The sequence below is a fragment of the Rhodopirellula sp. P2 genome, assembly GCF_028768465.1.
Lineage (GTDB): Bacteria > Planctomycetota > Planctomycetia > Pirellulales > Pirellulaceae > Rhodopirellula.
On sequence record NZ_CP118225.1, the window covers coordinates 3,097,574 to 3,113,296 of the forward strand.

The following is a 15,723-nucleotide window of genomic DNA, read 5'->3' on the forward strand; positions in this document are numbered from 1 at the left end:
GTTTTAGTGATGGGTGAATTGCCAGAATGGGGCTGAACGACCGCGACTACAGTCGCTCGGAACGAACACCGTGGGATCGAGTTGAGAATCCCATCTCGATGATCAAAATCTTGATCGGAATCAACGTCGCGATTTTTGTGATGGATTGGATTTCGAAGGGGCAGCTCAGCGATTGGTTTGGCGTCAGCGGTCAAACGTTGACACAGCCCTGGTTGTGGTTTCGCGCATTGACCTACGGGTTTTTGCACAACACCAATGATATCCTGCACCTTGTCTTCAACATGTTCTTGCTGTTTGTCTTCGGGCGACCGGTGGAACAACGGTTGGGGGGGCATGAATTCCTGCGGTTCTATCTGATCTCGCTGACTTTCGGCGGCCTGGTCGCGATGCTCTTCCCGTGGGTGATGTCGCTCGCTTCCACAGGCCAGATCGACCCGAGTTTTCTAGTCGGGAGCACGATTGGAGCCAGTGGTGCCGTCGTGGCTGTGATGATTTTGTTTGCCTGCTACTTCCCTCATCAGGAAGTGCTGTTCATGTTCGTTTTCCCCATGAAGGCCTGGGTTTTGGCCAGCTTGTTGGTCGTGGGCGACTTGGCATCGGCATTGGGGATCTTTGGCGGGGCGAGTTCCACCGCCTTTGAAGTTCACCTGGCTGGGGCGGTGTTTGGGTTCATGTATGCCCAATGGAGGTGGTCGTTTGAGTGGCTGGATTTCTCTCGATTTGCTGAGATTCCGAACCAAATGCGGCAGAAATCTCGTCGAGCCAAACTGAAATTGCACGATCCCGACAAAAAAATCCGCGCCGAAGCAGAGGAAGCGGACCGAATTCTGGCTAAAATCCATGACTCGGGGGAATCCAGCCTGACTTCCTCGGAACGAAAAACCCTGGAGCGATACAGCCGGCGTCAGCGACAGAAACGCGACCTGGACTGACCGTTCCAAGTGGACTGGCAATTCGTGGGGACGCCTACCTCTGGTTGAGTCGCCCGTCAGTTTCGCATCCACCTTGGCACCTCTCCACTTCGGTCCCAATGAAGACTCCATTGATTCATCGCCGCACAGCACTGCAAATGACCGCCACGTCCGCGATGGCGGCTTGGTTGGCTCAACCTTTGAACTTGTTAGCCCAAGAGGCGGAGAAAGCAGCCGACCAAGGTGGGACGCCTTTGCCCTACATGGACCGCATCGGGTTGCAGCTGTACACACTTCGCCACGAGATGAAGGCTGATCCAGAAGGCACGCTCCAAGCCGTGGCCGAAGCCGGGTATCGGCAAGTTGAATTGCTGAATATTGATGAAGAGGCCGTTCGCTTGGCGGCCATCGCCCGCGACAACGGGTTGATCGTCCACAGTGCTTTCATGGATTTCAACGTCATCTCTGAACCACAAAAGGACGGCGTCGGTTCTGTCGAGCAAACCTTGGAATTGGCGGAACGAATTGGGCTGCGACACATTGTGTTCGGCTACATCGCGAAACATCAACGCGACACGGCGGACAAGTGCCGCGCGATAGCGGATCGAGCCAACAAGGCGGCTGATCAGACTCGCAACGCTGGGATGCGGATGTGTTACCACAACCATTCCTTTGAATTCGCCACCTTCAACAACGCGGAAGCGGCGAACCCGGACAAGAATTCGAACGAGAGCGGCGAAGCAAAGGATGCAGACAAACTGACCGCCTTTGACATCTTCGTCGAGCGTTTCGACCCGCACAAAATGGAGTTCGAATTGGATGTGTTCTGGGCCAAGATTGGCGGCCGAGATCCCATTGAAATGATGCGCCGTTTGGCGGGGCGGATCAGCCAGGTGCACCTGAAGGATCTGAAGAAGGACACGCCAGTGATCACCGACGAAGGTCAAGTTCCCAACGACGCCTTCCAAGAACTCGGCAACGGCATCATCGACATTCCTGCGGTGATGAAATTGGCTCGCGAAATTGGTGTCGATCAATGCCATGTCGAGCAAGATCAGTCACCCGCACCATTGGATAGCGTTCGAGAAAGCGTCGCGTTTCTCAAAGGCTTCCCTGCCTGATCGGCATCCTGGCCCACTCTTGTCTTGCTTCTTTTGTTGATTGGCTGCTGTTGTGAACTGTGTTCGTTTTGGAAAATGGCTTGCCCAGCCGTTGTTGCTGTGGTGCATCGTGTTCCTCGCAACCCCATCCGTGTCCCACGCGCAGGACAAGCCTTCGTTTGAACTCAGCGAAGATGTTCGGGAGGCTTTAACGCCTCTGTTTTCGAGAATCTTGAAAGCGGATGTTTCTCGCGCGACCGTCGACTTGTCAGCGGAAACGGTGATGGGAGGAGAGGTCGTTGAAACAGTGGAGTCGGTTTACGAAATCGCGTCGAAGTACCCCGATCAATACACGATTTATTACAAGTCGGCGGACGATCGAAAACGGTTGTATTCAGATGGCGAAAAAGGCGTGGTGGCGTTGACACCCGAAGCCTTCTTCCGCTTGTCAGAAGTGGCGTCGTCTCAAGAGCTGGCGACTCGTTCTGAACTCAATCTGGGACCTTACCCCGAGGCCGTCTTGGCGCTGACTTTGGCAGGCGTTGATCCGGCGGTCACTTTTCTCGGTGGAATGAAGTCGGTCGAAGTCGCGGGGAAAATGAAGTACCGAGGCAGCATCGATTCCATCCATCTTCGTGGGCAGCAAAAGGATGGCGTCACCTGGGATCTTTGGATCAGTGACGAAAGCAAGCCGCGACCATTGCGTCTGCTCGTTGATCTGACGCCGATGTTGATCGCCACCGGACAGGTTGCGGTGCCTCAAGGGTACGCGTATTCGTTGCGATACGACTTCAAATCTTGGCGGGTGATCGGAGAGGTCGATGAAAAACTGTTTCAATACACTCCGCCACGTGAGGCGGTGGAGTACGAATCCTTGGAAGATTTTCAGCAGCAGTCCTCCGAAGAACTTGCCGAGCATCCCCTCCTGGGCGAATCGGTTCCCGACTTTGAGTTGAAGCTTCTGGACGGTTCCACGGTTCGAAAGGAAGACCTGAAGGGGAAGGTCTTCGTACTGGATTTCTGGGCCACTTGGTGTGGTCCGTGTCTGCAAGCGATGCCAGTGCTGGCTGAGACAACCAAGGCGTTCGCTGACAAGGGCGTTCAGTTTTATGCCGTCAACGTGGGCGAGAGTTCTGCTTTGGTCAAAGGGTTCGTTGGCGAGCAGGATTGGGATGTGCCGGTCGCCTCGGATCCCAAGGGGGACCTGATCGATTTGTTCTCCGCCAAGTCGATTCCTCTGACGCTCTTGATTGCACCTTCAGGAGTGGTCGAAGCGGTGCATCAAGGTTATCCAGGTGCACAAGCTTTGAAGCAGCAGTTCACCGATGAACTGGAAGTCTTGGTTCAGGGAGGACGAATTGCTTCTTCTGTTCCCACGGACGCCAAGCCGGAAGAGTAGGCGGCCTGCGTTCGCCTGATCAAAGAGCGAGCGTTGCGGCGGTTACTCTTGCCGCGTGTAGACCGCTGGATAGACAAATTCAGGTTCTGCTGGTGGCAAGAGATAGCAGAACGTTTCTGAAACGGGCTGGTCTTCGCTGACGAGCATGAGCGTTAACTCGACGGGGCGGTCACCTGGGTTGTCGTCCGCCAAGCTCACTTCGAGACGCAAGATCCAGTCACCTTCTTCGGTTCGCGTCAATTCTTTCCGGGTGATCTCTCCTGCGGTGGAGTTGGACTGGATCGCAGGCGGATGATCAGCGGGCAAGCTTCGCAGGATGGGGCCGGCAAAACGAATCTCCAGTTCGATCGGTTGGGAATCGTCTTGGGGGCGTTGGACGGTCAGGTTGGTGGCTCGACCGAGGACGTTGTGTTCGGGCGGATCACCCGCGAAAAAACGAACTTCGTAGGCGAGTTGAAGTGGTGCCAGGGTTGGGCGTGTGGGAGCACCTGGATTCACTGACGCATTGACGGTTGCAGCATCCGTTTTGGCTTCGATGGTTGGTTTCGAGGCGTTGGGCGTCTCACCAGTGGCTGGGGAGGCATTCGGTTCTGAATTGGGATCGAGGGCCGGGGCCAAGGTTGATTCAGGCGGCAACCAGTACGCCGCCAAGTTGTCGATGCCTTCATGTGCTCCAGGCAGTTCAAGCAATTCGATTCGACCGTCGGGCCACGGGGAGTCGGGTTGGATCCAAACGCTCGGGCGTTTGTCGTAGCGGGCGTTGTGATCATCGTAGTGATAGAAGGCACGGTTCCGCTGGATCAATCCAAAGCCGTGAAGCGATTCGACTTCGGTGGAGGTCACGGATGGATAGCTCTGACGTGCAAACGCTCGCCAACGCCAGGCCTCAGGACCGGTTTGGATCAGCAGTCCGTCGCTGTCATGGACCGACGGTCGGCTGTCTTTGGGAGGACCTTTCAGTCCGTCCCCCCACATCCACATGCTGGTCAGGGGAGCCAACGCGATTTTTTGCGGGCGCTCGCGGAAGAAAATTTGGGCTTGAACCTTCACTCGGGTCACTTCGTTGCCAGGCAGCAGCCGAAAACGATAAGCACCGGTGACACTGGGGCTGTCGAGAAATGCGAGGATTGAGATTTGGTCTGAATCGGCCGCCGGCATTTGAATCCAGAACGCGCGGAAGTCGGGGAATTCTTCATCTTGCATCATCGCAATGTTGATCGCCAATCCGCGCGTGGAGGCACCGTAGATCGTGTCTCCGCTGCGTCCGCGAAAGTAGCTGGACCCGATGAAGCTCAGCATCTCTTGCGCATCGGGGCGATTGGGGAACGGTCCTACAACTCGAAAACCAGCGTGACCCGCCGGTGGGATCTCGTCCGCTTGCAACGGCGCCTCGTAGAGAAAGTCGTCGGCGTTGAAGGCGATGCGTTGGCTGATGGTATCGCCGTTGGGCGAAGGGTTGAGTGTGAACAGCTCGACCAGGTCGGTTTGCACAAATCCGCGGTGAAAGGTTTCCAACCAAAATGGCAATCCTTGGTCGAACCAAGTGGCTCGTTCAGGGCGATACTTCACCTGGATGTAGTCGTCGTACTGCCACGATGCCAAGGGCTCCGGCAGTGGCGGGGCCGGCTCGTGTTCTTGCTGGGAACGCTCGGCCGCCAGTTCGCAAAGCGAATCAAAGTCGCGAACATCGATCAAATCCACGGCTCCGGCGGAGCGAGCGGAGAGCGACAGTGCAAGAACACCAGCGAGGCCAGCAAGAGACAAGAGCCTCACAACACATCGGTCAAAATACATTCACCTGGTCCCATTGGATTCACGCAGCAAGGGAAGTTTGCACCGCTTGGGCGTCACCGAAGCAGTCTAGCCTCCGCGACGCACTCAGCGTGCCCAAGTGAAAAGATGAAGCGAGCGTCTCCGGCTGGAAACCCTTCCTAGCCGACCAAGGGGCGGAAACCAGCCAATCGGAAGGCTCGCTGGGCGGCGGGGTGCTGCATGAAGGGGTGCCAGACGCCTTCTTCCAACAAGTTGGAAGCGGAGAGGAGTGTGATCCCTGTATCGATACCGATCACGTCGGATCCAATCCAACCACGTGGTGGGTTGAACGCGTTGACGAAGCCGTACCGCCCGTAGATCGATTCCCCAAACGTTTCCTTTTGATAGCGAAGGGTCCGCATGGTTTGTTCGGGTGCGATCGCCAGACCTCCGCCCGCGGCACTCGGAACCACGGTCCCATCGATCCCGCGATCAGGTTGTGCCTCGCCGTCTTGATAGGGGCCGCCCCAATCCCGATAACCGCTCGATGAATCGCTGCTGGTCAAACCCCACAAGTCTTCGCCGTAGTGACCGAATCGTTTAGGAGATTGGTTGGCGAGGGATTGTTGAAACTCAATCTGCGCCAGGTGAGCCAATTGCGAATTTCGCCAGTAGTTGCGACCGTCCGGTGAGACGACGCCACGGAAGTCGAAGAACGCTTGCGGGTATTGGTGCACGAACAGAGGCGGGTAGCTGATGAAGGATTCGCCTTGATGATGCAACCGTGTGTCCCGTCGCCAAGCCGTCCAGCAACTTGGTGGAATCGCGGAGTTGGGGGCGCCAATCGCGAGCAGAACCAGAATCGTCAATTCGCTGAAACGGTCCCATTGATAGGGCAGCCGACCGGTTTCGGGACGCCATCCCATGTGCAGGCATCCGTTGTCGCCAAGCATCCATCGCCAATCGACTCGCTCGTACAACGTATCCGCCAGTTCGACCAACTCGCGATCCTCTGGGAACACCTGAGAGGCATGCATCGCACCGGCGATCAGCAAGGCGGTGTCGATCGTGGACGCTTCACAGTCCAGGGCTCGTTGGCCGGTGAGGCGGTCGATGAAGTGATAGACCAACCCGCGTTCGTGTTCCGCATCGTTGACCAGAAAGCTCAGCATATTGCGAGCACGCGAGGCGCCTTCCTCGTGGGAGATCCAGCCGTTGTTGGCTGCCACTCCATGAGCGGCCAAACCAAATCCGCAGGCGGCCGTGCTGGCGTAGGTGCTGAACGAGGTTCCATCGGTGTGCCCACGGTCGGCGATCAGTCCGGATTGCGGGTCGGCTGCTTCCTCAAAGTACCGGTAGCATCGCCGACGCAGATCGTCCAAGAACGGGGCGGTGGCTTCGTCCATCATCGGTTCGTCCGTTGCCGCGTGAGAATCGGCGGAGACCAGCGGGAAATCGCCGTCGCCACGAAGATGATGCACCGCCAGCAAGGGCGTCGCAGCGAAGGCGGAAAGAAGCAGACGTCGCTTCATGCTGACGAATCCGTTTAGCGGGGGAGCAGGCGGGCGCGACGGGGAGTTGGTGGGAGGGCGACCACCGCTGCGTTGTGGCAGGGGCGGCCGAGGAGCGAAACGAGTTCACCAGCGGGCTGGGGATGAACTTCATTACGGTCGGCAGGTTGTCTTTGTTTGTCTCTGAGGGATGTTAGTTTTGCCTTGGTGGGATCGCAAGCTCCATTGCTCGATTTTCAACCGCGGCCCGGCGACGGTGTTTGAGTCTGCGTGGATGCCGCCATTGAAAGCTGGCTGCGCTATTTTCTGGCAGCAAATCAGTCACATCGCCCGATTCTGAGCTCGCAGTTGCCAGTGCTGATGCGGCCCATAAATTCGCAATGATTTCTCGTGCGGGTGAGGGCGTTCCCGGGACTCTTTGCACCGTCCGTGAGCCGCTCGTGGCTCCCTTAGCGAACTTCTAAACGAATTTGCCGGCGAGTCGGGATGTTCTGGCGCGGGATTTGATAAACCCTGGTGGTGGCAAGCGTCGATGCTTTGACCGTTTGGTTTAGCGTCACGTGAAGCCCACGCGCCACTCGTTCGACTGGCCCCTTTTCTTTTCAGGCTCTTCCGATGAACACTCTCAACGACCAATCTCTGTCTGTTGTTGCGGACTACTTGCATCGCTGCGGGAACCACCATCCTGACAGTGTGCGAGATCAATCGCACTACTTCGTTGGGCTCGCAAAACAACGCTTGCGAGGGGACACCGATTCCAACGAAGCGGTGCACGATGCCGCTGAAAGCAATGACCCGCGTCTGCCGCAGGTGACTTTGGAAGCGGCGATCGACGAGTTGTTTTTTGATCCAAGCAAGAATGCAGTGGAGGGGACCACGAACCAGCGGCGGCGGGTGATTCCTCAATCGGGAGCTCGGACACTGCGTCCGAACGAGACACCGCCATTGATTGGTCCGTTGCGATCACAATGGTGGATGGAGATGGCATCACGTCACATCCAAGAACCAGTGATAGCGTTGATTGGTTCGGTCGGCAGGAAAGGCCGCGGACCACGGCCAGAGGCCATGACCGATGGTCAGTAAAGAAATCAAACGAACCCGTTGGGTGATCGCAACGTTGGTCCTGTTGATCATGACCGCTGGCACGACTGTGTATGTCACATCGATGTCGGCGAATGGTCGCGGATGGTTGGAATGGCTGACCGTGCCTCTGTTTGCGTTGCTGTTCGGGTGGATCGGATTTTCGTTTGTTGTCGCGACATGGGGTTGGATTCGTTTGCTGCGTCATCGAACGCCCAAGAACGAACCGGCAACGGGGGCGGGCGAGAAGCCTCCGACGGCGGTTCTGGTGCCGGTTTACAACGAGTCACCCGAAGATGTGTTTGCACGGGTGGAAGCGATGGTTCGAGGGTTGGGGCCGAATCACCGGTTTGATTTCTTCATCCTGAGTGACACGAATGATTCCGAGGTCTGGCTGGCGGAAGAGTTGGCATGGTCTCAGTTGACCGACCGCTTGGAAGAAGAAGTCCGAACGTCCTGCAACGTTTACTACCGGCATCGCCGAGAAAATGTGGCTCGCAAGGCGGGGAACATCGCTGACTTTTGTCGCCGCTGGTCCGATCCGTATTCGTTCATGATCGTGTTGGACGCGGACAGTCTGCTTGAGCCCGACACGATGGTTGAAATGGTTCGCCGAATGGAAGCGGATGATCGGCTGGGCATTTTGCAGGTTCCACCCACACCGATCGGTCGACACTCTTGGTTCGCTCGTCTGCAGCAGTTCGCCGCTGCGGCCTATGGTCCTGTGTTCTGCGAAGGGTTTGATGCCTGGGCGGCGGAGCAAGGCAACTACTGGGGCCACAACGCGATCATTCGAGTGGAAGCATTCTGCGATTGCTGTGACTTGCCAGTGTTGCCAGGACAGGCTCCCTTGGGAGGCGAAATCTTGTCGCACGATTTTGTGGAAGCATCCCTGCTCGTCCGCAATGGTTGGAAAGTTCGACTGGCGAATGACATCGGAGGCAGCTACGAGGAGTGCCCCACCACGTTGACCGACTACGCGCAGCGGGATCAACGTTGGTGCCAAGGCAATTTGCAACACAGTCGGTTGCTGCTCAGTGAAGGTTTTCATCCCGTCAGTCGCCTGCACTTCTTCAGTGGTGTGCTGGCGTATGCCAGTTCACCGCTTTGGATCTTGTTCACCTGCCTGTGTGTTGCCAGCTGGGCTTGGGAAAACGGTGTTCCCTCGGACTTGGTCGTCTTCCAATCGGTGGCGCCCAGCATGTTGCAGTTCGGGTTGTTCATCGCGGCGATGGCGATGTTGTTGGTGCCAAAGTTGTATGGCTATATCAACGTGGTCGCTCGCGGGCAGGCCTGGCGATTTGGAGGTGCCATTTCAATGTTGCTGAGTGTGGTGATGGAGATCGTTTTGTCGGTGTTGCTGTCGCCGATCATGGCTGTCATGCACACCCGATTTGTGGTCTCCACGTTGAGAGGTCGCAAGGTGACATGGTCATCGCAGCAACGTGGCGAGCATGGCGTGCCGATGCTGCAAGCCGTCCGAGATTACGGAGGACTGACCATTTTGGGGGCCGCGATCACCGCGGCGGTGTTCCTGTTCGCCCCCTCGTGGGCGGTGTGGTTTCTGCCAATCACCGCAGGTTTGATTTTGGCCGTTCCGTTGGCGATGGTGATGGCCAGTCGGGATCTCGGTAAGTCGTTGGCGAAGTTGCGGTTGCTGGTCATCCCAGAAGAAACCAACCCGCCGGAGGTGTACCAGTTGTACGAACAAGCGATGTTGGATTCCCGAAAACAATGGGCGGTTCTGCCGAAGTCGTCGATGTTAGAACAGCTGATCGACAGCCCGACTTTTTTTCACACGCATCACGAGGTGTTGCGAGCCAGTCATGCGGAGCATGCGATGACGGAGAGCGAACGGAAGGAAGTTCGAGATGCCAGTCGGCGTTTGCAAGTTGGGAAGGATGGATCCAGCGGCGTCGATGTGTCGAAGATCCCGATGGAGTGGAGACGTGCATTGCTCAGCGACATTGAGTTGCTCAGAGAGCTTCATGTTCAAACGCACGCGCGTCCCAAGCGATTGGCCAACGCGGCCGGTTGAACGCCGCGCTTCCAACCCGATGGCTCGCAGGACGTCGCCAAGCTTGAACGGTCGTCAACGCAAAACGACGAACGCCAAGGCCGCGACCAACAGCACCAACATCAGCACCAACGCGACGGTCGCGGCAATTCGTTTTCGCGATCGTTTGCGTTTGCTGGAATCAAGCGGGCCGCCTCGATTGAGAATGGCAACCTTGTCGCGATTTGCGGGGGCGTCCACCAACTTTCCGTCGACCAAGTGCGCGTTGCCTGGTGTCGCCAGAATGGCTTTGGGGGACGGGGTGCTCTCGATGACGGGACCCTTTTGTTTGAGCTGACGCAGGATTTCGCCAGCCGACTTCCAATCGGGCCAACCGTCACGCCACAGCATTGCGGCATCGGCAATGCGGCCTTCCGTGATCCACTGCTTCATCGTCGGGCCATCCGCAGGGCCGTACTGGCCGCCACTTGGCGGACGAACGTACCAGACCGCGGTGGAGTCACCGAGGATTGCATCGGGGCTGGAGGGAGCCGATTCGGCGGGAGTGGAGGTCTTCTCGGAGGCGGTTGCTTGGGTCTTGGGGCGTTCGATCGTGGTTGATCCGCCGGCAGCCGATGCGGAGAAAGAGCCATGCGCGGTGGATGAATCGGCTGCGTCGACTCCGGGATCCTGCTCCGAGGATTCCAGGACATCCGCCATCCTGTCAGAGTCCGACGTGGCTGGGGGATGACTTCCCGAGGAGTCTTCATCGACCGCGATCGACTGGGGCTGATCTTGTGTGGGAATGCGAAACCGCACCGAGCACGCGGGGCAAACGCCCTGACGTCCGGCAAGTTCTGTCTTGATGTTCAGTCGCTTCCCACAGGCATGGCAAGCAAAACGAACGCCCATAGAATCGTGGTCCGAATCGAGAAGAAGAAGAGCGAAGCTGAGACCAGAGGAACTCAACCGCCCCACTATAATTGAAACCCGATTGCTCGTGCGAACGGTCGGATCACCGATCCGTGGTTGAGCGTGTCACCTTCTGGTCTCTTCGCCCTCCAAGCGGGAGGTTGAGGAGAATGGCAGGGCATCTTCAAGAAGGGGGGGGCGTGGGCAGTTCTGTCACGACGGCGTAGGTTTTCTTGCCGTTTCGCCCGATCCACAGCGCCAAGGGAGTCTCGCCACACTCGCGAAGTTTCTTCCCTAGTTTGGCGGGGTCGATGTCGACGCCCCGAACCTTGATGACCTCTGGATAGGCTTTCGCTTTTCGGAAGTACCGTCGCAGTGCTCGGTCGTCGCAAGACAGCCGGTCGCGAATGCGGGCGACGACGGCGAGATGCTGGCAACTTGCCTGTGGAGTTGATGGATCACCCTCGGGAGCGGTCCAAGCCGCGGTCAAGAAACCTGACGGTCCACCCAGTGCTTGAGCATGGTGAGATCGAGCGAAGTGGTCGGTCAAGCCTGCCGCTCGGATGGCTCCGTCCGGATCAATCATCCAACTCTCGGCCGCCGAAGCGACCGAGGCGGGGACTGCCCAGTCACCCGATTGGGCAGCGTAGCACTGGATCGTGTCATGCTTCAGGACGACGGCCGTTCGTCCGCCAACCTTCCAGGTGGCACCGTCCACTGAAACGGCGGGTGGCGTTGGGAGGGTGCCCCAAATGGCAGTTTGTTCACGAACGCTTCCGCCGGAAGAAATCCACATCAGATGACAGGCCTCGGCGATGGACGATTCAAGTGTTGTTGCCGGCGCCATTTTCACCAAACCGCCTTGGACTTGATTGAGGAGTTCCTCGGTGCGTTCCCAAGTTGGCAACCAGGCGTCGGGTTGAACGTGGCGTTGATTGTCGACGCGCCGATCAGGATCGATGTGAAGCCATTTCGATCCGTTCACAATATCGGCTGGTTCCGATTCCATCACGTCGAGGCAACGCAACTCAGCCTTCACGTTTGCGGTGCACAAGTTGGCTGCAGTGAAGGACAGGATGGATTCGCTGGCGTCGATGCCGGTGGCGGGACCGCGACGCGCCAAGGCGATCAGGTCGCCTCCGATTCCACAGCAGATGTCCGTCACCGGTTGATCGCCGAACCAGTTCGCTTTGAATTTCGCGACCTGCGACGTGGTGGATTGCTGGATCGCTCGTCGATTCACCCACCAAGATTCCCCTTCGCGAAGCGGTGGGCCGAGGGTTGCTGTGGCGCGGGTCTGCAATCCAGCGATATCCTTCAGAACCGCCTTGGTTCCACTGGGCAGCGTTTGCATCACCGGCGAATGCAAGCGATCGGCGATGCAGTCTCGCATTGCTTCACGCAATTTGTCCGTGACTTCCAGCTCAATGGGCGAAGTGGTCACTGGGCGACTCCTGTCAGCAATTGTTTCAACGTTGCATTCGCAGCTTCCAACGAGTTGGATTGACACAGTTGCCGGATGCCATCGAGTTGTCGCTGGCAGATTGGCACGGGCGAATGACGGGGCGGAAGAGTCGACAACAGATGGCTGGCCAGCGTTTCCATCAGCTTCGCGACCCCAGGGTTGTCGTCATCGCTGGCGATGGTTTGATGCTCGATCATTGTGGTGGCCGATGTTTCGTTTTCCGTCAGCAGGTCCGCTTTGTTCAACACTTCCAAGACGTGCGTTTGATCCGAGATCGGGAGCTCGCTTCGAAATTTGGCCAGTTGATCCCAGGTCGAAGGTTGGCACACGATCAGCAGCAGGTCAGCGGTCTCGATCGCGAGTGAAGCGCGGCGAATGCCTTCTCGCTCGATCGATGCCCCAGACTCGGTCAAGTGCGCCGTTTCGCGAATGCCCGCGGTATCACTGAGCCGAACAGGAACACCCGCGATCACCGTGTCGCACTGCAAGACGTCTCGCGTCGTGCCAGCGGCGTCGTGCGTGATGCTGCGTCGAAAGCCGACGATCTGATTCATCAAACTGCTTTTGCCGACGTTGGGTGGACCCGCAAGAACCAACCGACGCGGTTCGATCAAACGAACTCCCTTTTCGCCGCGGGAGCACACGGTCAGTGCTGCTTGGCGAAGTTGATCGAGCAAGGCCGTTTGTTGTGCTGGTGACTCGTGCGCGGAACTCGCGGATTCCAGGCAGTTGATCCAATGCTCGCACCACTGCCTCAACGCTCCTCGAATTTGATCCAGTGCAATCGCGGCTTGCTGCCCGGTCACGCATCTCTGCAAGACGCATTCTGCTTCGGTCACCATGATGGATTCGTTTTGACGCCAACGCGAGTCATCCACCGTGGCAACACCTCGGTCGTTCAGCGAAGCTAGGATTGCGCTGACAGCGGCTTCACCGCCGTGGCCATGGATTTCAAAACTGTCATCGGACATCGGGGTCAAAACAATCGATTCCCCCGGGACGCCGTCGCTGCTTTTCCAGGTTCCGTAGCGAACCTGACCGGCCAACATCGTTGGCTGAGCGTTGGAGGCGGGAACAAAACAATCGTTCACGCACTGTGCCGCGAGCGGGCCTCGCAGACCGATCACCGCGACGGCGGACCGACCAACGCCCGTCAGTCGAGTGGCTAGGGTGTCGCAGTTGGATGTCATGGATGCGAGTGGGATTTGTCTGTCATTGGGAAAGGCGGAGGGACCAATCTCGCACGATGGGTTGGATGGCGATCAGGTCGGTGAGTTCAGCAACGGTCAAGCGAACGCCGAATCGCTGGAGAACCGAACGTTCCGCATCGGACCATTGACCTGCCGCGATGTAAAGGCGATGCCTCGCGTGCGCCGCGGGCGAGCCGAGCCATTGGGTCAACTCCAGGATCCCCGTTGGGACACCAGCCCAGAGGACAACTTCGGCGATCGGAGTCGGTTGGGTGCGGAGATTCCGTTTGCGGAGTGGCAGTTCACGGAGCGAGGCAAAACGCTCCGGATGGAAATCGGCGGCCCACATCACGCTCACCGCATCGAACCAACGTTCGGACTCGGGACCGGTGATCCAAAGTTTGGTTTCCACGGCGATCATCCGTCGAGTTTCCGGAGCAACCGTGCACGGCTGATTCCGAGTCGGCGAGCCGCTTCGGCTTTGTTGCCTTCGGCCGCGTTCATCGCTCGGTCGATCAACTCGCGTTCGTATTTCTGAACGGCTTCGTCCAGCGAATGGATTCGGAAGTTGCTGTCGTTGTTGTCGGGTTCCGATTTCTTTTCGGAGCTCAGGTTGGGACCGACGCGATAGGAGCGAATGACCAACGGCAAGTGTTCGCGACCGATCCGATCTCCTACGACACGACCAAGGGCCGATGTCATGGCTTCGGCCAGTTCGTCAAAATCGTTGGGCCAAGGGTAAAGTGTCAACGCATCCAATGCATCGCGTCCCAGGCGTGGCAGCTCCCTCTTCGTGCTTTGCTTTCGCGACTGATTCGATCGATGGGCCTCGTGAAGCAATGCCAACGCCAGGGCCGGGATGTCCTCGCGGCGATCCTGCAAGCGAGGGATCGTGATTGGCATCGCGCACATCAGATTCAGAAGCGGTTTGGCGATGCCGGTGACCGCCTGAGGCACGTGAGTCAGTTCGGCAATTTGTGCGTCCAAAGGATCGACGGTTGGATTGGTTTTGCTCTGAGTCTCCATGACTCGAGCTGGATCCAGCAAACCGATCAGACGGAGGTGATCACCAAACACTTCCACCCACTGAGTCAGTTTCAACTGAGCGTCGTCGGGCATTTCGTCCAAGCGTTCAATCAACAACGTGGCGTCACCGCGACCTGACTCGCTGCGGTTGATTGAATGGATCGCGGGTGCCGCATAGGCTTCCAGCAGTTCCGCATCCATCAAGGCACCGTCGACGATGGTCAGTGATTCATCGGGGGTCGATGCGTCATGAAGCCACAGTGCGAGCTCACGACTGCTGGCGTTGGTGTTCGTGAACAAACCCAAGTGGCAACGCATGGAGGTCGCGGCGGTCACGCGCCGACGGAGCAGTTCGGCGGCGTCAGATTCGCCGGCCAACAAAATGTCCGCGGTGCGGGCGTTGGACGAACGGTGCTTCGCAATCAATTCGCGAAGCTGAGACTCCTGACGCAGACCGCCTTCGCCAAGCCAATCCGCGAGCGGCACGTCGCTGTCGCGGAGGAATTCGCCCAGGCAGCCCAGGGTGTAGCCGCTGGTGCCGAGCGAAACCCAGTGAGCGACCGCGGTGAGGGCTTCCTCTGAACGAGAGCCAGAACCTTCGCCCCGATGCGGAGAGTGGTTCCCCGCTTGGATCAGCGTGATCCGTCGCGTCTGGTGACTGCGAAAGCGAATCGATGGGTCGGGGCGGAGTGCGTCGACCCAGTGTTCCGGCAGTGTCTGGACTGCTTGTGAGTCAGCGGTCTCGTTGGATTTCCCCAGCCATTCCGCCAGTGCCGGCGAAAAATGAATCAGCTCACCGGCAGCGTCGATGATCCACACGCGAGCGGTGGATGCATCGAGCTGTTTGATGAGCGATTTGGGGCGGGACGGTCGACTAGAACGTGTCAAGAATGAAGTGGTGTCCTTTGTGGAACCGGCGATTGCTGGGGTAGTAGTTGTGCCAGCTCTTATTGTAGACGGGAATTCTCATTTCCGTGGGGTAGCGATGGTACAAGCTATCGCTGCTTTTGTAGTAGTCTTGGCCCCAAAAGTTCTGGGGGTAGTAGACGTAGGGGTAGTGGTACATCCGGTTCCAATCGGTGTTGGCGGCGGATGAGCCCCAGCTTTGACCATAGGCACGCTGGCCTTGGTAGCCCATTTGTCCCATCCCGTTGGGAAGGGTTCCACCGGCTCCCATCGCCACGGGGGCACCATGCCCCTGGGCTGCAGCTTGAGGCGAATCGCAGGCAAAGCCTACAAAGAAAACAGCCGCTGCTGCGGCCAAAATGGTAGCTCGTTGGTACATTCCGACATTCCCCCCCGGGTATGAATCGCGTTTGGCGATGGATCTTTTGATCACGTGGTTTTCCCGCGTGGAGTGGTCCACACCGGTTTCATCGGA

Annotated in this window: 13 protein-coding genes; 5 read left to right on the plus strand and 8 right to left on the minus strand. The window is 57.9% G+C overall.

Annotated elements, in window-relative coordinates; all coding sequences use genetic code 11:
* Positions 1-26: 26 nt before the first annotated feature.
* The 3 genes from PSR62_RS10930 (at position 27) to PSR62_RS10940 (ending at position 3,410) form a co-directional block, all read left to right on the plus strand.
* Positions 27-932, plus strand: a complete 906-nt coding sequence (locus tag PSR62_RS10930) for a rhomboid family intramembrane serine protease (protein WP_274407778.1) — start codon at positions 27-29, stop codon at positions 930-932.
* Positions 933-1,030: 98 nt separating this feature from the next.
* Complete coding sequence (locus tag PSR62_RS10935; RefSeq protein WP_274407779.1) at positions 1,031-2,032, plus strand: sugar phosphate isomerase/epimerase family protein; 1,002 nt, start codon at positions 1,031-1,033, stop codon at positions 2,030-2,032.
* Positions 2,033-2,084: 52 nt separating this feature from the next.
* Positions 2,085-3,410 carry a redoxin domain-containing protein gene (locus PSR62_RS10940; protein ID WP_274407780.1) on the plus strand — a complete coding sequence of 442 codons (1,326 nt, stop codon included), beginning with the start codon at positions 2,085-2,087 and terminating at the stop codon, positions 3,408-3,410.
* Positions 3,411-3,452: 42 nt separating this feature from the next.
* Here PSR62_RS10940 and PSR62_RS10945 read toward each other — a convergent pair whose 3' ends face one another.
* Positions 3,453-5,183 carry a glucan biosynthesis protein gene (locus tag PSR62_RS10945; protein ID WP_274407781.1) on the minus strand — a complete coding sequence of 577 codons (1,731 nt, stop codon included), beginning with the start codon at positions 5,181-5,183 and terminating at the stop codon, positions 3,453-3,455.
* Between the two features lie 158 nt (positions 5,184-5,341).
* Positions 5,342-6,694: a glucoamylase family protein gene (locus tag PSR62_RS10950; RefSeq protein WP_274407782.1), complete on the minus strand. Its 1,353-nt coding sequence runs from the start codon at positions 6,692-6,694 to the stop codon at positions 5,342-5,344.
* A 594-nt stretch (positions 6,695-7,288) separates the two neighbouring features.
* Here PSR62_RS10950 and PSR62_RS10955 point away from each other — a divergent pair.
* Positions 7,289-7,756 carry a hypothetical protein gene (locus PSR62_RS10955; protein ID WP_274407783.1) on the plus strand — a complete coding sequence of 156 codons (468 nt, stop codon included), beginning with the start codon at positions 7,289-7,291 and terminating at the stop codon, positions 7,754-7,756.
* Positions 7,746-9,791 (plus strand): glucans biosynthesis glucosyltransferase MdoH, encoded by a 2,046-nt coding sequence (gene mdoH / locus PSR62_RS10960; protein ID WP_274407784.1) that lies wholly within the window; start codon positions 7,746-7,748, stop codon positions 9,789-9,791. Before PSR62_RS10955 ends, mdoH begins: the two co-directional genes overlap by 11 nt.
* A gap of 54 nt (positions 9,792-9,845) precedes the next feature.
* On the opposite strand, the gene PSR62_RS10965 is transcribed toward mdoH, so the two are convergent.
* From PSR62_RS10965 to PSR62_RS10990, 6 genes are all read right to left on the minus strand, one after another.
* Entirely contained in the window at positions 9,846-10,661 is an 816-nt protein-coding gene (locus tag PSR62_RS10965; RefSeq protein ID WP_274407785.1) for a DUF4339 domain-containing protein, read from the minus strand.
* A 184-nt stretch (positions 10,662-10,845) separates the two neighbouring features.
* Entirely contained in the window at positions 10,846-12,105 is a 1,260-nt protein-coding gene (locus PSR62_RS10970; RefSeq protein WP_274407786.1) for a class I SAM-dependent methyltransferase, read from the minus strand.
* Positions 12,102-13,316 (minus strand): GTPase, encoded by a 1,215-nt coding sequence (locus PSR62_RS10975; RefSeq protein WP_274407787.1) that lies wholly within the window; start codon positions 13,314-13,316, stop codon positions 12,102-12,104. The genes PSR62_RS10970 and PSR62_RS10975 overlap by 4 nt, the downstream gene beginning before the upstream one ends.
* A gap of 22 nt (positions 13,317-13,338) precedes the next feature.
* Entirely contained in the window at positions 13,339-13,737 is a 399-nt protein-coding gene (locus PSR62_RS10980; RefSeq protein WP_274407788.1) for a hypothetical protein, read from the minus strand.
* Positions 13,734-15,230: a helix-turn-helix domain-containing protein gene (locus PSR62_RS10985; RefSeq protein ID WP_274407789.1), complete on the minus strand. Its 1,497-nt coding sequence runs from the start codon at positions 15,228-15,230 to the stop codon at positions 13,734-13,736. The genes PSR62_RS10980 and PSR62_RS10985 overlap by 4 nt, the downstream gene beginning before the upstream one ends.
* Entirely contained in the window at positions 15,217-15,627 is a 411-nt protein-coding gene (locus tag PSR62_RS10990; protein WP_274407790.1) for a calmodulin-binding protein, read from the minus strand. The genes PSR62_RS10985 and PSR62_RS10990 overlap by 14 nt, the downstream gene beginning before the upstream one ends.
* Positions 15,628-15,723: the final 96 nt, after the last annotated feature.